The sequence below is a fragment of the Thalassospira lucentensis genome (genome assembly GCF_001613805.1).
Classification (GTDB): Bacteria; Pseudomonadota; Alphaproteobacteria; order Rhodospirillales; family Thalassospiraceae; genus Thalassospira; species Thalassospira lucentensis_A.
Genome location: NZ_LPVY01000003.1, coordinates 429,497 through 448,306 on the forward strand (window position 1 = coordinate 429,497; position 18,810 = coordinate 448,306).

General features: G+C 53.8%; 16 protein-coding genes. 7 read left to right on the top strand and 9 right to left on the bottom strand.

All coding sequences use genetic code 11. The features are described from left to right. Positions 1-245 precede the first annotated feature (245 nt). Entirely contained in the window at positions 246-1,277 is a 1,032-nt protein-coding gene (locus AUP42_RS04310; protein WP_062949198.1) for an ABC transporter substrate-binding protein, read from the top strand. A gap of 125 nt (positions 1,278-1,402) precedes the next feature. On the opposite strand, the gene AUP42_RS04315 is transcribed toward AUP42_RS04310, so the two are convergent. Continuing rightward, a complete protein-coding gene (locus AUP42_RS04315) occupies positions 1,403-1,897 on the bottom strand; it encodes a MarR family winged helix-turn-helix transcriptional regulator (RefSeq protein WP_062949200.1) in 495 nt (164 codons plus the stop codon). Positions 1,898-2,136: 239 nt separating this feature from the next. Between AUP42_RS04315 and proV the strand changes: the two genes are divergently transcribed. From proV to AUP42_RS04345, 6 genes are all read left to right on the top strand, one after another. Then, the gene (proV, locus tag AUP42_RS04320; protein WP_062949202.1) at positions 2,137-3,342 is read left to right on the top strand and encodes a glycine betaine/L-proline ABC transporter ATP-binding protein ProV; all 1,206 of its coding nucleotides are present in this window, start codon (positions 2,137-2,139) and stop codon (positions 3,340-3,342) included. After that, a complete protein-coding gene (gene proW / locus AUP42_RS04325) occupies positions 3,335-4,438 on the top strand; it encodes a glycine betaine/L-proline ABC transporter permease ProW (RefSeq protein WP_062949204.1) in 1,104 nt (367 codons plus the stop codon). Before proV ends, proW begins: the two co-directional genes overlap by 8 nt. A gap of 63 nt (positions 4,439-4,501) precedes the next feature. Next, complete coding sequence (proX, locus tag AUP42_RS04330; protein WP_114110351.1) at positions 4,502-5,518, top strand: glycine betaine/L-proline ABC transporter substrate-binding protein ProX; 1,017 nt, start codon at positions 4,502-4,504, stop codon at positions 5,516-5,518. A 204-nt stretch (positions 5,519-5,722) separates the two neighbouring features. Next, a complete protein-coding gene (locus tag AUP42_RS04335) occupies positions 5,723-6,589 on the top strand; it encodes an ABC transporter permease (RefSeq protein ID WP_062949206.1) in 867 nt (288 codons plus the stop codon). Beyond that, positions 6,586-7,605 carry a quaternary amine ABC transporter ATP-binding protein gene (locus tag AUP42_RS04340; RefSeq protein WP_062949208.1) on the top strand — a complete coding sequence of 340 codons (1,020 nt, stop codon included), beginning with the start codon at positions 6,586-6,588 and terminating at the stop codon, positions 7,603-7,605. Before AUP42_RS04335 ends, AUP42_RS04340 begins: the two co-directional genes overlap by 4 nt. A 157-nt stretch (positions 7,606-7,762) precedes the next feature. Further along, positions 7,763-8,833, top strand: coding sequence for an HD-GYP domain-containing protein (locus tag AUP42_RS04345; protein WP_062949210.1), 1,071 nt, complete (start codon positions 7,763-7,765; stop codon positions 8,831-8,833). On the opposite strand, the gene rfbC is transcribed toward AUP42_RS04345, so the two are convergent. The 8 genes from rfbC to AUP42_RS04385 all read right to left on the bottom strand — a co-directional run bounded on the left by rfbC (position 8,809) and on the right by AUP42_RS04385 (position 18,790). Then, a complete protein-coding gene (rfbC, locus tag AUP42_RS04350) occupies positions 8,809-9,432 on the bottom strand; it encodes a dTDP-4-dehydrorhamnose 3,5-epimerase (RefSeq protein WP_062949212.1) in 624 nt (207 codons plus the stop codon). The genes AUP42_RS04345 and rfbC overlap by 25 nt on opposite strands. Positions 9,433-9,443: 11 nt before the next feature. Next, on the bottom strand, positions 9,444-10,634 hold the full coding sequence (locus AUP42_RS04355) for a hypothetical protein (protein ID WP_062949214.1): 1,191 nt from the start codon (positions 10,632-10,634) through the stop codon (positions 9,444-9,446). 82 nt (positions 10,635-10,716) lie between these two features. Continuing rightward, positions 10,717-11,922, bottom strand: coding sequence for a polysaccharide pyruvyl transferase family protein (locus AUP42_RS04360; protein WP_231858153.1), 1,206 nt, complete (start codon positions 11,920-11,922; stop codon positions 10,717-10,719). Between the two features lie 96 nt (positions 11,923-12,018). Continuing rightward, positions 12,019-13,017, bottom strand: a complete 999-nt coding sequence (gene galE / locus AUP42_RS04365; RefSeq protein WP_062949216.1) for a UDP-glucose 4-epimerase GalE — start codon at positions 13,015-13,017, stop codon at positions 12,019-12,021. A gap of 99 nt (positions 13,018-13,116) precedes the next feature. Then, positions 13,117-14,307, bottom strand: a complete 1,191-nt coding sequence (locus tag AUP42_RS04370) for a polysaccharide pyruvyl transferase family protein (RefSeq protein WP_062949218.1) — start codon at positions 14,305-14,307, stop codon at positions 13,117-13,119. A gap of 36 nt (positions 14,308-14,343) precedes the next feature. Beyond that, positions 14,344-15,666 (bottom strand): glycosyltransferase family 4 protein, encoded by a 1,323-nt coding sequence (locus AUP42_RS04375; protein WP_062949220.1) that lies wholly within the window; start codon positions 15,664-15,666, stop codon positions 14,344-14,346. After that, the gene (locus AUP42_RS04380; protein ID WP_062949222.1) at positions 15,653-17,845 is read right to left on the bottom strand and encodes a glycosyltransferase family 2 protein; all 2,193 of its coding nucleotides are present in this window, start codon (positions 17,843-17,845) and stop codon (positions 15,653-15,655) included. Before AUP42_RS04380 ends, AUP42_RS04375 begins: the two co-directional genes overlap by 14 nt. Before the next feature lie 159 nt (positions 17,846-18,004). Continuing rightward, positions 18,005-18,790, bottom strand: coding sequence for a hypothetical protein (locus AUP42_RS04385; RefSeq protein WP_062949224.1), 786 nt, complete (start codon positions 18,788-18,790; stop codon positions 18,005-18,007). Positions 18,791-18,810 lie beyond the last annotated feature (20 nt).

The window sequence follows — 18,810 nt, forward strand, 5'->3', positions numbered from 1 at the left end:
ACACGGCTGTCAGGAGATGCAGTTTAGACTTCAAATCATTATGGCACATCACAAGTCCGGCAAATGTCGGCAAGCAGGGTTGCGTCACCTTTGACCCCAAGGTTAAACTTCACATCACCTGTATCAGGGGCAAAGTCCAGTCAGGGGATCGAGCACACAACCACTGGTGACATGGCGGCATTCAACCGCCGGACATTGCATTTGATGCGCTTCCGGACCGTAGAAGATAGTCAAAGGGAAAAGTGATGAACATCCTGCCTACCGGAGCCGCAATGCTTATGGCCGCTGGCCTTGCATTCTCTACCTACACAAGCGCACAGGCACAGGATGCCAGTTGCGAGATCGACCGTCCGGTGATGTTCGCCGGACTGAATTATGACAGCGCGCTTTTCCATAACGCGGTTGCACGCTTCATCATTGAAAAGGGCTACGGATGTAAAACCGACGCCCTGCCCGGTGACGTCATTCCGCTTTTGACCGGTGCGGGCAAAGGTGACATCGATGTCGTCATGGAAATCTGGCGTGACAACGTCGCTGACGCATGGAAAAAGGCCGAAGCCGCCGGAAATGTAACTCAGATAGGTGTGAATTTCGATGACGCCGTCGAAGGCTGGTTCGTGCCGCGTTACGTTATCGAAGGTGACAAGGAACGCGGGATCGAGCCGATGGCACCGGATCTGAAATCCGTCGATGACCTGCCGAAATATGCCAGTCTGTTCGAAGATGCCGAAGAACCGGGTAAGGGCCGTTTTTATAACTGCCCGGCAGGCTGGGTGTGCGAAAAGGTCAATTCGGGGAAACTCGCGGCCTATGGCCTGAATGACAGTTTCACCAACTTCCGACCGGGCACCGGTGCCGCACTTTCCGCAGCAATCGCATCTGCGCACAAGCGCGGTGAACCAGCACTTTATTATTACTGGGGACCGACTTGGGTGATGGGTCTTTATGACAGCTATCGCCTTGAAGAACCTGCATATGATCAGGCAATTTTCGACAAGCTGAAAACGGATGAAAATCCGACAAAGGCCACAGCCTATCCGGAAAGCACGGTCACAGTCGGGGTGAATACGGAATTCATGAAATCAGCCCCCAAACTGATCGAATTCCTGACGCATTATGAAACCAGCAACGCCATGGTTTCGGAAATGCTGGCCTATATGCAGGAAAACGGTGAAAAACCCGAAGATGCGGCCCTTTATTTCCTGAAAGAAAAGCCGGGCGTGTGGAAAGCATGGGTGCCGGAGAAAGTCGCAGAACGGGTTGAAGCTGCGCTGTAACAACACAGGTAGCAACACCTGATCGCTGTGCGATCTTTTAGATATCGATCACGGGGCAGGTTTCGATCTGCCCCCTTTTTACTGCCTGTTTGCTACCGGTTCCGGGGGCCGTCTTGTCATCTAGTTCACGGAGAACCGATCCGATCCCATCCGGTCGGCGGTCTGGGGTCGACTTCTTCGGTATCCATCAGGCGGGCCACGTGCTGCAGTGATGCGAGGATACGGCTGCGTTCGTTCTGATCGAGTCTTTCATAACGCTGCATGAATTCACCATCCATCAGCGGCGGCGTATCACTTAGAACCGCAAGCCCTTTGTCAGTCAAACGGCTGTTGACCACCCGTTTATCATCGGCATTTCGGGCACGCTCGATAAAACCGCGTCCTTCCAGCCGGTTCAGGATCGTCGTTACGGTCGCCTGACTCAGCGATACATGACGGGAGATCTCCTTGACGGTTACCGCACCAAGTTCCTCGATCGCCAGAAGCACGACGAGTTGCGGAACCGTAAGACCACAAACCTTCATCACATGTTTTGAGTGCAGATCTGTTGCACGAATGATCTGCCGCAGAGCAACCAAAACATCGAGAAACTCGCGTCTTTTCTGCTGATCCGAGATCATGTACGCAATCCTCCCTGTCATATTATCCGCCCAACTTAGCGCCATTATAATTTGACATCAAATGTTTTGATCTGTAACTATCAGATTACAGAATGTGACGAAATTGGGGGAGCAGGCGCGATCCGGCGCAACGATCACACCTGTCTCGACATGACATTTTCAATGGATGGCATCGCGCGGTTTCCGGAACCCGGGATACACGCCGCCTGTTGTCCGATAACAACAAATGACAAGGGCCAATGACCGATAAAATCGTTGTAAAGGACCTTTATAAAGTCTTTGGCGACCGTCCCGATCAAGCCATGCAGATGATCAATGACGGGATCGACAAAGCCGAAATTTTTGACAAAACCGGACAAACCGTTGGCGTTTGTGGTGCCAGCTTCACTGTTCGGGAAGGCGAGATTTTTGTTGTCATGGGGCTTTCGGGTTCCGGCAAATCGACGCTGGTTCGACTGTTAAACCGCCTGATTGAGCCGACATCTGGCCAGGTGCTTTATGACGGCACAGATATAGCAGCCATGAGCGACGAGGAACTGCGTGAACTGCGCCGCAGGGATATGTCCATGGTATTCCAGTCCTTTGCCCTGATGCCCCATATGAGCGTCGTCGACAACGCGGCCTTTGGTCTTGAGCTGGCCGGAGTTGCCGAGGAAGAACGCCATCAGCGCGCCCTGAATGCGCTTGATCAGGTGGGACTGAAAGCACAGGCGAATTCATACCCCGACGAGCTTTCCGGCGGCATGCAGCAGCGCGTTGGCCTTGCCCGCGCTCTTGCCAATGATCCGTCCGTCATGTTGATGGATGAAGCGTTTTCCGCCCTTGATCCACTGATCCGAACCGAAATGCAGGACGAGCTTCTGACCCTGCAACGCGAACACAAGCGCACCATCATCTTTATCTCGCACGATCTGGATGAAGCGATGCGCATCGGTGACCGGATTGCGATCATGGAAGGCGGCATTGTCGTACAGGTCGGAACGCCAGAGGAAATCCTCAACAATCCGGCCAATGACTATGTCAAATCCTTCTTCCGCGGTGTTGACGTATCAACAATTCTGACGGCCAAGGATATCGTCGTCAAACGGCAGGTTACTGTTATCGAACGCGAAGGCGTTGGCCTTAAAACCGCCCTTAACCGTCTTCGCAACGAAGATCGCGAATATGGTTACATTGTCGGCGACAAGCTTGATTTCCACGGAATTATTTCCGTCGACAGCGTCGACAAGGCAATCAAATCAGGCGCTGACAAACTTTCCGCAGCGTTCCTGCCGGATATCAACGCTGTTGCCCATGACACACAGCTTTCCGATCTGATCGGAACCGTAGCCCATACACCTTGTGGCGTACCAGTCATTAATGAAAACGGCAAATATCTGGGCGTAATCAACAGGGCCAATCTTTTGGCGACTCTCGACCGCGAAGGAGATGGCGCAAATGGCTGACAATAGCAATCCATGGGGTGCCGCCACCGATAACGGCGCGGCAGACGCAGCAAAAGACGCAACCACATCGGGGGCGGCCGATGCTGCCCAGAGTGGTGCCTCCAACCCGTGGGGCAGCGGTGCCTCTGATACGGCAGGCGACTGGCTTTCCAATGCCGCCCCTGCCCCGGAACAGCATTTCGACATCCTGCATCCGTTTCAGGACGCGGTGATCCCGCTCGATATCTGGGTCAATCAGGGATTGGAATGGATTGTCGATAATTTCCGCAGCGTGTTTCAGGCGATCCGCTGGCCGATTGATGCAGTCCTGTCGGGCGTCGAGGCCGGTTTGCAGGCAACGCCGGCAATTATCGTCATTGTCATTCTGTCGCTGATTGCGTGGCAGGTTGCGGGCCGTCGCCTTGCCATCGGAACGCTGATTTCGATGATTGCCGTTGGCCTGATCGGCGCATGGTCGGAAGCCATGGTGACCCTGTCGCTTGTGATCACGTCGGTTCTGTTCTGCGTGGTGATCGGCCTGCCGACCGGTATCTGGCTTGCCCGCAACGAGCGGGCATCAAATACCGCACGCCCGATCCTTGATGCGATGCAGACGACACCGGCATTCGTTTACCTTGTGCCGATCGTAATGCTGTTTGGTATCGGCAATGTGCCGGGCGTGGTCGTGACGATCATCTTTGCCCTGCCGCCTCTGATCCGCCTGACCATCCTTGGTATCCGTCAGGTGCCCGGCGATCTGGTGGAAGCAGCACGTTCCTTTGGCGCCAGCCCGAAACAGCTTCTGTTCCGTGTCCAGCTTCCGCTCGCCATGCCGACAATCATGGCCGGCGTGAACCAGACCCTGATGCTGGCCCTTTCGATGGTGGTAATCGCATCGATGATCGCGGTTGGTGGCCTTGGCCAGATGGTTTTGCGCGGCATTGGTCGCCTTGACATGGGCCTCGCCACGGTTGGCGGTGTCGGGATCGTGCTTCTGGCGATCGTGCTGGACCGCATGACGCAGGCCCTTGGTCAGGATAGCCGCAGCAAGGGCACCCGCCACTGGTACGAGAGCGGCCCGGCCGCACTTATCCGTTCCCTTATGGGCAAGAAATAGCCGGCACGCCGGTTTGAAAACAAGGGCAGAAAACTGCCCCAATCAACCAACAAGGAGAAGCTAATGACGATCCTGAAGAAACTTTCCACCGGTGCCGCGATTGCGGTGACCAGCTCGTTTCTGATCAGCGGTGCTGCATTCGCCGACGATATGAAACCGGGTGAAGGCGTTGAAGTCCAGCCGCTGAAAAGCTCGATTGCCGAAGAAACATTCCAGACCGTTCTGGTGATGAAGGCACTTGAAGAGCTTGGCTACGACGTCAAGGACATCCAGGAAATCGAATATGCGGCTGGTCACGTTGCTATTGGCAATGGCGATGCAACCTTTTTGGCCGACCACTGGAACCCGCTGCATGCCGATTTCTACAAGGCAGCCGGCGGTGACGAAAAAATCTATCGCGAAGGTGTTTATTCACCGGGTGCGTTGCAGGGTTACCTGATCGACAAGAAAACCGCTGATGAACACAACATCACCAATATCAGCCAGCTGTCCGATCCGGAAATTGCCAAGATTTTCGACAATAATGGTGACGGCAAAGCCGATCTTGCCGGCTGCAACCCGGGTTGGGGCTGTGAAGGTGTGATCGAACATCACCTTGATGCCTATGACCTGCGTGACACGGTAGCCCACAATCAGGGTTCCTATTCGGCCATCATCGCCGATACCATTACCCGTTACAAAGCTGGCGAGCCGATCCTGTATTACACCTGGACCCCGTATTGGGTTTCGGGCGTTCTGGTCCCGGGCAAGGACGTGACCTGGCTGCAGGTTCCGTTCTCATCCCTTCCGGGTGAAAACAAGGATGCCGACACCGCCCTTCCGGACGGTTCGAACTATGGCTTCCAGGTGAACAACCAGCAGATCATCGCCAACAAGGCATGGGCCGAAGAAAACCCGGCCGCGGCGAAGCTGTTTGCCATCATGGAACTGTCGGCCAACGATATCTCTGCCCAGAACCTTCGTATGCGCGACGGTGAAAAGTCGGCCGAAGACATCAACCGTCATGCCGATGCCTGGATCAAGGCAAATCAGGCAAAATTCGACGGTTGGCTTGAAGAAGCACGCAAAGCTGCGATGTGATCGTTTCGAAGATCACGAAATGTGCATTCGATGACGAATGGAATACCCCGCACCCTCGGTGCGGGGTGTTTTCTTTTGGGTACCATTACACAAAACTGTCAGGAGATGTCAGGCACCCAAGCATTTAATCGTGCGTTGGCGGGATCATATTGCTAGGCTCCTACGTTCATTGGTTTTCTGAACACAACCGGCCGGACGCGCACGATGTTTCCAGAACAATTGAATGTGCCCTTGGGCAAATGGGTCAATCGCTTTGTCGACTGGCTGGTGGTGAATTATGGCGACGCGTTCGAAGCGTTTGCCGACAGCCTGCTGACAGTACTGGTCTGGCTGGAACAGATCCTGCGCGGCACTCCCTGGTGGATCGTTGTGATTGCCATCGCCGTGATCGGGTTTCATGCCAGTCGCAACTGGAAAATTGCCGCAGGGCTTGCGATTGCGATGGTCGCCATCGGGTCACTGGGGCTTTGGGACAAGGCGATGCAGACCCTTGCCCTGATGATCGTTGCCACGGCCCTTTCCGTTATCATCGGTGTTCCGGTCGGAATTGCCATGGCAATGTCAAACCGCCTGCGCGCTGTGATGCTGCCGATCCTTGATACCATGCAGACGATGCCGAGTTTTGTGTATCTCATCCCTGCCCTGATGCTGTTTGGGCTGGGAAAGGTTCCGGCAATCCTTGCCACCGTGATTTACGCAGCCCCGCCGGTCATTCGACTAACCGATCTTGGCATCAGACTTGTTGATCCCGAGGTACTTGAAGCATCCCGGTCATTCGGGGCCAATCGCAGGCAAATTCTGTGGAAAGTACAGCTTCCCCTTGCGCTGCCCAATATCATGGCCGGGATCAATCAGACGACGATGATGGCGATTTCGATGGTGGTGATTGCATCCATGATCGGCGCGCGTGGACTTGGCGAACAGGTACTGATGGGCATCCAGCGCCTTGATGTCGGTGCGGGCACGGAAGCAGGCATCGCGATAGTGCTTTTGGCGGTTGTGTTTGACCGGATCGGTCAGGCCTATGGCAAGCGATCACATCGCAGCCACAAGGCGGAGGGAAAATCATGAGCTATATCGAAATCCGCAATATTTTCAAAATCTTCGGCCCCGATCCAGAAAAGTCGCTAAAGCTTGCACGAGACGGTGCAGACAAGGATGAAATACTTGCCCAAACAGGCCATACGGTCGGGCTGCATGATGTGTCTCTTTCTATCGAACGCGGTGAAACATTTGTGGTTATGGGACTTTCGGGGTCTGGAAAGTCAACTCTGATCCGCCATCTTAACCGGCTGATTGACCCGACATCCGGCGAAGTACTTTTTGACGGCACCGATATCCTTGCCATGAGCATCAATGAGCTGAATGCGTTCCGGCGAAAGCGGCTTGGTATGGTGTTTCAACGCTTTGGCCTTCTGCCACATCGCAGTGTGATGGATAATGTCGGCTATGGCCTTGAAATTCAGGATGTGGACCGCAACACGCGCGAGAATGCGGCACGCAACTGGATCGAACGGGTCGGTCTGGCCGGATACGAGGACAAGTTTCCCGATCAGTTATCAGGCGGGATGCAGCAGCGCGTCGGCCTTGCCCGCGCACTGACCACGGACCCCGAAGTTCTTTTGATGGACGAGGCATTTTCCGCTCTTGATCCCCTTATCCGCAATGACATGCAGGATGAACTGATGAAGCTTCAGGGAGAGCTTCACAAAACCATCGTGTTTATTACCCATGATCTGGACGAGGCACTTAAACTGGGCGACCGGATTGCGATCCTGAAAGATGGCAAACTGATCCAAATCGGTCGACCGGAAGAAATCATCATGTGTCCCGCTGATGATTATGTCCGCGCCTTTACCCGTGATGTGAACAGATCGCGTGTGTTGCGCGCCAAAACATTGATGCAACCGTTGGTCAATGGCGGTGAAGTTAATGCAAGCTGGCCCGAGATTACCGGTGATATGCGCCTTGAAGATATTCTGCCTGTGGCGCTGGCAACAGGCGGATCAATGGCGGTGATCAATGGCAAAAAGGAACCAATCGGGATATTAAGCAAGGAACAGGTGATAGCTGCGCTGGCAGCATAATTTTGTAATTAGTGGCTTATAATTGCTTGATAAAATTCTTATATTCAAACGAATATCAAAGATAAAATCAGGCGGAAACCACTGTTATGGCCACAAATTGAACACCGGCACCCCCAACATACTGCATGTCGTTTGCGAAAGAGATCGCACGGATTTGATGCCGGCATCCCTGCTTGGCTTCGACATCCGCACATCATCGATGGCAGATAAAATTCCGCTGGATGCCGATACCATCGTACTTGATGTCGACCTTGGCAACGGTGAAAACATCGCCAAGCTTGCGGCATTCCGCAAGGCTGCCCCTGCCCGGTGCAAACAGATTTTCGCGATTACAAAAGGCAACCTACAGGAAGAATTGCAGGCAACTACCCTTGGCGCACGCAAGACAATCCACAGGCCGGTAGGCGATGCCGGACTGGCAAAGATCATCGAAGACATTCGTGAAACGGCGGGGATGCTCACCCCGACAGCCAGCAAGGCCGTCAACGGGGCCGCAAAAACACTTGAAAATACCTTCGCCCGGTTTACCACCAACAAACCGGTTGATCTTGGCGAGGTTGCGGCAACCGGCGAAGAAATCGCCAAGACCATTAGCAATATTGGCGTTAATGAATGGCTATCCACTGTACGGGCCTATCACCATACGACATTTCAGCACATTCTGATCGTAACCGGATTGGCCTGCGCATTTGCGACCAATATGGGGATGCGCAAGGCAGATATTGAAAAACTGACGACCGCAGGACTGCTGCATGATATCGGGAAGGTGGATATACCTGCGTCAATCCTTGATAAACCGGGCAAGCTGACAGCAGAAGAGTTTGATGTCATCCGCACCCATCCGGGGGCAGGATATAAATTTCTGGCCCGGCAGGACGGCATTGCCGAAGATGTTCTGGATGCCATCCTGCATCATCACGAATTTCTGAATGGCAGCGGGTATCCTGACGGTCTGGCAGGTGACCAAATTCACGATCTGACACGTATTCTGACCATCTGTGACATTATGGGCGCACTGCTGGAACGTCGCACCTACAAGGAACCCTTTACCGTCGCGGAATCACTGGCAATTCTTTTACAAATGGCCAATGACGGCAAACTGGAAATGGTTCTGGTCCATGCCTTGGGCAGGACACTGGAAAAGAATGTCAATTCCATTCAGCAAACTCCGGATGAAAGCCTGATTGCCCTGGCACCGCTTTATCAGTCGCCCGTCGAAGCCCGATAACGCCCTATGTCATGCACCATCGCCCGGTGCGCCTCCGCAGCCCGGGCAACATCTATCGAAAACAGCTCGACCAGTGCTGGTTGATCTTTGTCCTTTTCCGATAATACCGGCTGTTGCCCGTACAGTTCCCAGTCAATGTGAATATCTGGGTCATTCCAGGCGATCCCTCGATCATGCTCGGGACTGTAATAATCCGATACCTTGTAAATCACGGTCGTATCGGGACGCATCGTGCGAAAACCATGCGCAAATCCCGGCGGGATCCATAGCTGATACCAGTTTTCTTCGGACAGCTCGATCTTGATATGCTGACCGAATGTCTGTGAATGCAGGCGCAGATCAACAGCGATATCCATGATCGCTCCGGTGGTCACGCGCACCAGTTTCCCTTGCGCGCGCGGTTCGGATTGATAATGCAAGCCCCGAATGGTGTTGACCGGTTTGCTGATCGACTGGTTTTCCTGCACCAATGTCACATCGCCAATTGCCGCACGAAATTCATCCTCGCGAAAGGTCTCGGCAAATGTCCCGCGCGGATCACGATGACGGTTCGGTACAAACAGCACCGGCCCGTCAATATCAAAGCGATCAAATTCCATGGCCTTGTCCTTTACTTCGTAATGGAAACGGGGAACCGCACCAATTGCCGTGGCACCCGCCACTTTCCGTTATGGGGCTTTGGGATCAGACGGACGAAAACGAGGCTGGCCTCGTCATCGACGGTGCTGAAAAGCCGGTCCTGGCTGTCTTCGTCAATCATGGTGGCATAGGCGGCAAACGGGTCCCCCGGCCCGGCATCGGGATCAAGATCCTCATCAAGCAGAAACTTCGGCTCCGACCAGTTTTTCATATCCGGCGATGTCGAATAAAACATGCCGTGCCGATTCGTGCCGTCCTTGTTGCGCTGACGGTGCTGATAGATCGCGATGAAGGTATTTGTACCTTCATGCCTTACAAACCCGCGGATCGACGTAATTCCCTTGGGGCCGACGCGCGCGCAATCGGTTTGCTGTACCTGCCATCCCTGATCGGTCAGGTTTGCGGCCTCAATAAAGTCATTACCGTCCCATACCTGCCAGCTTGACGGATCATTGGCAGGTGCTCGCACCAGACAATTGCGCGAGTTTTTCCATTCCTCCTCGCGACGCCAGACAATCGCATACAGATAATTCTGCCAATTGATGATGTTGGTGACCGTCACATAGCTTGGTGCACGCTTCCGATCATCCCGATACGGTTCCGGCGGCGGGAAAGGTGCATGATGGGGCGGCTGACCAAGATAATCGAACGTTTTCCCACCATCGGTCGATTTCAGCGTCACCAATCCATTGATCCAGCAATCAATCCGCTTTGTCCGTCCCTTGCAGGGCATTTCGTGACGATACGGCATGAAACTGGCACTGCCGAGTGCGTAAACATTTCTTCCATCTTTGGTGTAAATTGCATGGATCCAGGTGCGATCATCCAAAAGATCGGGCTGCGCTTTCCCGGCGGCCATGAACCGGCTGTCACAATCGGGTTTCAGACTGTCAAAGCCATAACCAACAAAAGCACGGTTTTGGAAATTTGGCGCAAACAGGATCATGCGCCCCCTGTCATCACGAAATGCGCGCGCGGGCGCGTCGGGCAAATGATGCGAATCACATCCCGCAACATCGCTATCAAAAATGATCTTTTCCGGCCCGGTGACTTTAAGTTCCAGCGCCGCAGAATTCGGTGATGAGAATGCAAGGATGCCGCCGCCTGACAGCACTGTTGCAATCAGGATCGTCGCGTAGCGGATATGCGATTTGTTTAACACTTATCCATCCATGGCCGTTCAAAATGAAAAGAAAACCGGGCATGACCGGAACTAGGAAACCGGCCATGCCCAAGCAGCATGGTTACGCCGCCTCAACCACGTAAGGGGTCGGGGTAGTGCCGAGGCGATGTGCCATGCCGTTTTCTTCGAGGAAGGTTTTCAGTTCGCCAAACCGCATCTGGTAGGTTTCCTCGAAATGGCCGAAATCTGCCTGATCCCATGCTTCTTCGAAGGAAAATTTGTCGATATAGCGACCGTCGATATGCGGAATACCAAGCGTTTTGACAAACTCACGGGTCCGCGTGTCATAGGTGATGTAAAGGGCTGGCACCTCATTGGCGAGCGCCAGAAGATTGCCGTGCAAACGGAACCCGGTCACAGCATCAAGATGCCGCTCGGCTTCCTCGAAATCGGCCACCGTCTCGAATACTGCGAGTGACGATTTATAAATTTGCAATAACGGATCCGTTTCACCGTATAACCAGCCTTCTGTAATGAGCTGATTGACGGCCTTTGACATCACTTCATCCGCATTGGCAATCTGGTTGCAGCGCGCATAGAAGATCGCCTTTTCTTCCAGCTCGCCGGCACAAAGAAGTTCGGTTTGATATCGTTCGGCGAGTGTCCGAATCAGATATCGTTGAAACATGACGCATCTGGGTGTTTTGCGCCGCAGGGTAAAGCCAAGTTTTTTGATATCGGTCGACTTGAGACGCGGCAGCGTCAGTTTCGGTTTGCAGTGTCGAAATGCCGTCGGGCACCCAAAAATACGGACATTTTTGATCCCGATCGAATTCAACGCTTTTTTTGAAAGATGGCCGCGCACGCCAAGAGTGGTTGAACGATGCGAAACGACCTGCAAAAAGCGCTTGGTCGATTCATTGACATATTCTTCCGAATTATCAGGGGTCTGCACACCAATCCCGAATGCGATAACCGGAACATTGGTCTGTTCCAGGACACGTGTGATCGGATCCCATTGACCGTTGGTATGAATATAGTTCGATCCGCGCAAAAAGATGTAGTCGAGCTGATTGATATTCTCGACCTGAGCCGGTGTCAGGTCGCCGCTAGCCGGGGCATAAATGGGTTGCAGTTCAGCATAATCGAGAATTCGCAGGGACGAATCATAGACAAAGCAATCACCGATATTGCTGAAATGCCGCGTTGATTTTTCGGGGGAACCGAAATTATGCGTTACCACTCCTACATTCTCGACAACTCTGCCTGCCGGCATGAGAACGCCGATACGAGGTTTCTGGCCAGTTGAGGGGATATTCTGGCTCATGTCTGGTACTCCTGCTGTGGCGGTTCGGGCCTTTATTCAGTCCTTCTGAACCGCTTGCTCGTAATGGACGTTTCCTCCCTTTCTGGCGCGTGGGTGTTATGCGGCGTCAACCACCTGACGGGTTTTAAGGCTTTCTTCCCAATCAAGGGCGTGGCGCACAATCATCTCAAGATCATCATGTTTCGGCTCCCAGCCGAGCTTCTCGCGAACACGATCCGCACCCGCAATCAAGGCAGCCGGATCACCCGGGCGACGTTCCGCCAGTTTGACGGGGAAATCGACACCCGATACTTCCTTGACCGCCGAAATTACTTCCTTGACCGAGAAACCGCGTCCGTAACCGCAATTCATCACGTCGCTTTCACCGCCATTTTCCAGATATTCCAATGCAAGCACATGCGCATTGGCAAGATCTGAAACATGGATGTAATCGCGGATGCAGGTGCCATCCGGAGTCTCGTAATCTTCGCCATAGATTTCCAGATGTGAACGCACACCTGTTGCCGCCTGGCTGGCGATTTTGATCAGGTGGGTTGCTTTGCGTGATGTCTGCCCTGCCCGTCCTTCGGGATCAGCACCGGCAACATTGAAATAGCGCAACGCGACATAGTTCATGTCATGGGCAACAGATGCATCGGCCAGCATCTTTTCCGTCATCATTTTCGACGTGCCATAAGGCGAAATCGGTTTTGACGGGAAATCTTCAAGGATTGGGGTTTTGGCGGGTTCACCGTAAACACCCGCAGTCGAGGAGAAGATGAAATACCGGATGCCCGCATCAACGGCGACCTGTGCCAGAGCACGGGAATTCACCGTGTTGTTATAGTAATAATCAAGCGGATAAACCACCGATTCCGGCACGATGATCGATCCTGCAAAATGCATGATTGCCTTGACGTCGTGATCCGCGACAAGCTTGCGAACCAGTTCATAATCACCGCAGTCACCTTCGACAAAGGCAGCCCCGGCCGGAACGGCCCAACGATACCCCTGACTGAGATTATCGAGGACGACGACCTTTCGCCCGGCATCCAGAAGTGCAAGCGCTGCGTGGCTACCGATATAACCTGCGCCACCCGTTACAAGTACAGTCATTGCCGTGTCTCCTTGTTATCGCTGTCCTTTTTCGGACATGCTTGTGGTGGCACAGTCTTCCCGCCCGATACCGGTGCGGGATGACTGCACCGGGTTTGATCAGGCGACCTTGCGCTCGGGCTGAGCGTCTAGGGTCATTACATCGACCATTTTGTGATCGATATTGTTTTCCGTCAGGAACGTTGCCATCTCGCGATAGGTCTGGAACCAGGCGCGATTGAATTTGTCGAACAAATCCTGATTCCAGTAATCCTCGAGCACGAACTCCTTCTTCGAGAACACGTCATAGGACGGGATCTGATAGGTTTCGGCAAATTCGACTGTGCGGCTGTCATAGGTGAAATAGATCGACGGAACACCGTTCGACAGCGCCATCAGATTGCCGTGCAGGCGATAACCCAGAACACAGTCTTTCTGGCGTACAAGGTTTTCGTAATCGGCAACCACGTCGGAATAGAACATCTTGGAGCGATACAGGCGTTCCATCTCGTCATCCATGTACCATTTGCCGACATTCGGATTGCCACGCAGCTCGGCAATGGCCTGTTCTTTCTGTTCGTCGGTGCCAAAGACCAGTTTCTTTTCTTCGGGTTCGCCCTGTGCCATCAGTGTGACATTATCGAACCGGTGTGCGAGGTCCTTGACCAGATCGCGATGGAAGGTCAGATAACGTTCGATATTCTGTGCATAGGACGACGAAACTTCGCGGCGAAGCGTGATACCGACATTCTTGACCGTATCGAGTACCGGCAGCTTGATACGCATATTCGGATTGTTCGAACGGAAGGCAGTCGGGCAACCGACAATACGCACATTGCGAATGCCGATATCCCACAGAACCTGCGCGGTATAGGCACCACGCACCCCGATAGACGTGGTTGAATCTGCCATCATGTGCAGAACGGTTTTCGTCTGTTCGGACAGATTGATCTTGCCTTTGACCGGGGCCTGAGCGCCCAAGCCAAAACCGAGAACCGGCAGGCGTAAACGTTCAAGTACCTCAATGGTGTTGCGCCAGTCCATCTGGGAATGGATGTAATTCGACCCGCGCAGGAAGACATAGTCATATTCCTCACGCAGCTTGTCGATCTGGGCCATATCCGGGTTGGCAATCTCGACAACGCCAAGCTTTTCAAAATTCATCAGTTTCAGCGACGAATCATATACGAACGCATCGCCAATATTGTGATAGTGATCGATATAGCGTTGAATCTGCTGATAATTGTACCAACGGACGTTGTCGTGGTCGTAGACTTCGCCCGATGGAATCATTACGAGAACGCGCGCCATAGTGTTTCTCCTTGGCTAGGTGACTTCTGATTATCGTTATGCCGTGCTGGCGACGGAGTGCTGCGACACAGGAGTCACAGACATCGGGCGGGTCTCGAGAACCTCCCGGTACTGCGCGAGATGTTGCTCGGCGCAATCGATATAGGTCGGCGGGCGTGGAATTCCCTCGCGCATCCGATCCCAGATTTTGTTGTCGGTAAGGGCATCGACAAGACGGTCAGCAAGGTCTTCGGCACTGCCAACACGGAAATGCAGACCATTAACACCGTCGGTGATTTTTTCAGCCATGCCACCGATATTCGAACAGATCATCGGCCGCCCGTGGAAGAAGGCTTCCTGGATGACGATCGGGGAATTTTCCCACCAGATCGACGGAATGATCGTCCAGTCGGCAAGCTCCATCAGTTTGGGCATTTCGCTGTTCTGATAGGCGCCATAGAACCGGACACGTTCACCGGCCCTCTCGATCAGGTCGCGAACTTTTTCCTGATATTCAATGGGTTGCCGCTCAAGGTTGCCACCAAAGATCATCATGCGGGCATCATCACCCCAGATGTCGTCAGGTACGCGACCCACCGCATCAAGCAGGATGTCCGCCCCCTTGAACATGGTCAGTTGTCCGAAAAATGCGAACCGCGACCGGCGCGGCTGCGCCTTGGATAATGGGCGTGTATTTGCCGCTTCCTTCACGTCCAAGCCGTTCTCGATCACCGACATCTTGTCACGATCCAGCCCCCAGTCGACAAACCGGTCGGCGAGAAAATCACTGGGCGAAACGTAATGGTCGGCCAGATTAAGCATCGCCTTGATGAACCGTTCCCGACGCAGGAAGGACGCCGGCGAGATATTCTGGAAACAGCCGTTGCATTCAATCGGGCTGGCCCGGTTGCAAAGCTTCGTGCCACCGCTTTTGACCATCTGCCCATGGTTGTGGCAGATCGTCAGGAATTCGTGGAAGGTAAAGAAGATCGCCGCATCGGGCATGGCTTCTCGGATCGCATAGATCGTTTCAAGACCAAGGCCAAGATAGTGATGGAAATGCACCACATCGGGCTCGTAATCACGTACGAACCGCAGCAAATCGCGGTCTATTTCATCGGTATTTCCGTTCGACAGCAGAAAATGATCGTAATTTTCAGCGTGATACAGGATTTCGTTATCTTTCTGGCGCAGGCTCATCAGTGCTGACGCACCATGGCGCGGTACCGGATGACCGACACGGGCCAGATAGAAACTTTCCACCCCGTCCAGTTCGTTCAAACCTTTATGCAGGTTGTAGGAGGCCACTTCGGCCCCGCCCAGCGACATGCTGGGATGTCCGTGCGAAATAATGAGGACACGCAGGTCAGTCGACGGCATGATTGTGGCTCCGCAAATTTGAGACGACCAATGACCAGCGGCGATCGAACGCCCAGCGGTCAAGACGATGCGAAAGTTCCTCCCAGGCGGGTGCGCTTGTTATTGATTGTTCGCTCCCCAAGACTTCGATTTCAGGAATCCACCATGAGGCAGTTCCGCCCATGCGCAGCTTCAGAGCGAGATCGAGCCCCTTCTCCGACGGACCGATATAGCCACGGGTAAAGCCGTTGATGTCTTCAAAAGCCTTGCGTGGCATGATGCAGCATTCTGGAGTTCCGGCGCTGACTTCCGTCGGTTCGGCATCAGACAGAACCGCACGCGGATAGCCGACATACCGATCCGATAGATACTGCCCGTCGACATCGCCTTCGATCCATGTACCTGCCCAACGGACAGAGTCATCTTCAAACAGGATCGTCGGGCAGACGACGCATTTACTGCCCCGCTTGCGATAAGCCGTGAGTAAAGGTTCGAACCATCCCGTGTCGTGCGGCAGAATATGGGCGGAAACAAGGGCAATCGTCTCGGAATTGGTTGAAGCAACCCCGACTTCAAGCGCGTCGCAGAAATCTTCGACACCCTCGGCAAATACGATGCGGACATTAAGCTTGTAAAAGGCTGCCAGTCGCATCATGTCGCTTCCGACCTGATCAAAGCTTTCAGCAGGTCCGGCAATCACAATCGGCAGATGACGCGTGACTTCATCGAGCCCCAGCAAGGCAATTGTCACACCGATATCGCTAATCGTATCGTCAACACCAACTATCAGGGTAACCGGCGCATCTTCATCGAAATTGCCAATATCATGGGTATCAATGGCGAACGGGCTTTGCGCCGTCATGTTCTGCAACATCGGGCCAAACTGGCGTTCGATACTGTTTGAAGCAGTAACCGAACGCGGGTCAAGGGACGGCAAAACACGCGATAAAGCCTGTCGTGCCGATGCGCGGGTCGGATTTAGCGGACAATAGGCGGGAAACGCATCAGATATGGCCAGTTCCAGATAAACCGGCTGATCGGATGCCGGGGTATCTTCCAGCGGACAGAACACCAGAAAACCATGGCTGTTACGTGCCGGGTTAAGCCCCGAGAACATCGGATCGTTGACAAAGGCATTGGTGACATCAGGACGTGATTGGCGGGTCCATCGATCATCAATGCGAACCGCTTCACCACCAACGCGCAACATGACGGTTTCAACTGCGCGGTCAGGATCCAGCATCCAGCCGGAAACCAGAATGCCACTGCCTTCGATTACCAGCGAAAAATCAATCCCGATACGTACAGGCCGATCCAGTTCAGAAACAGTATCGCGTCCGTCAAATCGATGGGCTGCCATACGGATCTGTTCAAGAATATTATCGGGTGCCTTTACCCGATCCAGAACAGAACGAATATGTGCAGGTACGTCTGGCAATGCGACCAATACGCGTTGCTGATAAACCTCGATCGAAAACCAGCCATCACGACCACGGAAATAAACGCGTTGCAGCTTGTTTGGATTGATCCGGGTATCGCCGGCCATAAGCCCTGTAACGCCCGTGGCATGTTCGCCAAGATCGTCACGCACGAACTCGGCACTCGTTAGTTCGGCCAGAACCGGGCCTTCGTCGATTGCAATAACGCGGGTACGCCCGGTAGGGAAATTGCTGGACCAGCCCTGTATGTAAATATCGCCTTCTTCCAGACCGCCAAGAACTTCGATAAAACCGTTACTGCGTGCAGCAATTCGAACAAGAGCCGCCACAGTGCGCAGACGTTTCTTGTTAGGATTGCCCGCCAGAAGGGCTTCAATAACGCCATCAATCACGGTGGCAAATGCCGCCCCGGATTGTTCTGCCACGGCAGACAGAATGGATTCAAGTCCCTGCGACCGGCTTTCAATCCGGTACTCTCCGGGTTGTCCCGGCGCCTTGAACAGGGCCGTTTTCAAGCGGCGCTGCGAGACATTCTGCATCGGCAGAAGTGCAACAAAACCATAAGCCGCCTCGGGCGGGCCATCGGCACGGCGCCAGCTGATGATCGATGCCTGAACCTTGGCATCGGATTGACCGTTCAGGAATACATCGATTGTCGCCGGCATTGCAGCACCGACACCAGCCATAAGCGCAAGCCCGTCATCGACCAAAGCAGCCACAACGGTCCTGCCGTCCAGCGGCATTCCAGACGGTTCAGTCATGCCCTGCCCTCCTTGTCATTTCTTGTGGTTGTGAATTGAAAAACAGCTCGGCCCAACCCGACGACAGCGGCATTCCAAATGATGGCACTGTAGAATTTGCATTCGTGGCACTTTCAAACAATTGGCTAAGATCCGTCGTGCGCACCATAATGCCCTGCCTCACCACACCATCGCGCCGATGGAAATCCCGACGGTCACACCGATCAGGCAGGCCAAAACCAAAAGCGGTGTTTTCAGGTCGTTGCGATGCTGCTCGGTAAGTGCGGAAAGCCGTTCGTCGAAGCCGCCAAGTGACTTGTCAAAACGGACAAGGAAAACTTCGAGTTCCTCGACACGACTGTTCAATTCTTCCTGCCCGGTACGCACCAGTTTCACACCGGCTTCGATCCCGTCATCGGCAGATGCCAATTCATCCATACGCCTGGATGCGTCGACGAGACGCTTGGCTGCTTCGCGTTGACCATTTTGCAAAATGTGCTGGGCCGCCAGCAGCCGGTCAAGCCGGTCCAAAATCTTGCTAAGGGGTGCATTAACCGCTGATTGCGCCTGCTGTTCGCTTTGCGACGGAATGCGCAATTCGATCTGATCACCGGTTTCCGGTGTAATTGCAAAAACGGTAACATTTTCAACGCTGGCTAACGCTGCTTCGGGTAGCTCTGCCTCAAACGCATGGGCACCATCGCCAATACCGTTACGACGAAGATCAACACGCTCGTTTTCGGCTTTCACGCGCAGCAGGGTATGCCCGTTCAGACGCACGATAACCTCAATGCGCGCATCCGGACGTTCCGGGGACCACACCCAGCCAAACAGACGTTCGCGGTCAATTGCGTCAACGCGGCCCTCAATGGTCGGGATAGCCTGCTCGGCATTGGCCTTTGCCGAGTCATTGGCAACCGGTTTTGCAGACGTCGTCTCTGTCAGGTCTTTCTGGGCAATCGCCATGAATGCCTCCTTTTATCTGT

What these genes read in the sequence shown, in the direction of transcription:
- proX (WP_114110351.1), top strand. Translation starts at nt 4,502, where the DNA reads ATGACGATCCTGAAGAAACTTTCCACCGGTGCCGCGATTGCGGTGACC.
- rfbC (WP_062949212.1), bottom strand. Translation starts at nt 9,432, where the DNA reads ATGGAATTTGATCGCTTTGATATTGACGGGCCGGTGCTGTTTGTACCG.
- AUP42_RS04315 (WP_062949200.1), bottom strand. Translation starts at nt 1,897, where the DNA reads ATGATCTCGGATCAGCAGAAAAGACGCGAGTTTCTCGATGTTTTGGTT.
- AUP42_RS04385 (WP_062949224.1), bottom strand. Translation starts at nt 18,790, where the DNA reads ATGGCGATTGCCCAGAAAGACCTGACAGAGACGACGTCTGCAAAACCG.
- galE (WP_062949216.1), bottom strand. Translation starts at nt 13,017, where the DNA reads ATGACTGTACTTGTAACGGGTGGCGCAGGTTATATCGGTAGCCACGCA.
- AUP42_RS04375 (WP_062949220.1), bottom strand. Translation starts at nt 15,666, where the DNA reads ATGCCGTCGACTGACCTGCGTGTCCTCATTATTTCGCACGGACATCCC.
- AUP42_RS04310 (WP_062949198.1), top strand. Translation starts at nt 246, where the DNA reads ATGAACATCCTGCCTACCGGAGCCGCAATGCTTATGGCCGCTGGCCTT.
- proW (WP_062949204.1), top strand. Translation starts at nt 3,335, where the DNA reads ATGGCTGACAATAGCAATCCATGGGGTGCCGCCACCGATAACGGCGCG.
- AUP42_RS04345 (WP_062949210.1), top strand. Translation starts at nt 7,763, where the DNA reads ATGCCGGCATCCCTGCTTGGCTTCGACATCCGCACATCATCGATGGCA.
- AUP42_RS04380 (WP_062949222.1), bottom strand. Translation starts at nt 17,845, where the DNA reads ATGACTGAACCGTCTGGAATGCCGCTGGACGGCAGGACCGTTGTGGCT.
- AUP42_RS04370 (WP_062949218.1), bottom strand. Translation starts at nt 14,307, where the DNA reads ATGGCGCGCGTTCTCGTAATGATTCCATCGGGCGAAGTCTACGACCAC.
- proV (WP_062949202.1), top strand. Translation starts at nt 2,137, where the DNA reads ATGACCGATAAAATCGTTGTAAAGGACCTTTATAAAGTCTTTGGCGAC.
- AUP42_RS04340 (WP_062949208.1), top strand. Translation starts at nt 6,586, where the DNA reads ATGAGCTATATCGAAATCCGCAATATTTTCAAAATCTTCGGCCCCGAT.
- AUP42_RS04360 (WP_231858153.1), bottom strand. Translation starts at nt 11,922, where the DNA reads ATGAGCCAGAATATCCCCTCAACTGGCCAGAAACCTCGTATCGGCGTT.
- AUP42_RS04335 (WP_062949206.1), top strand. Translation starts at nt 5,723, where the DNA reads ATGTTTCCAGAACAATTGAATGTGCCCTTGGGCAAATGGGTCAATCGC.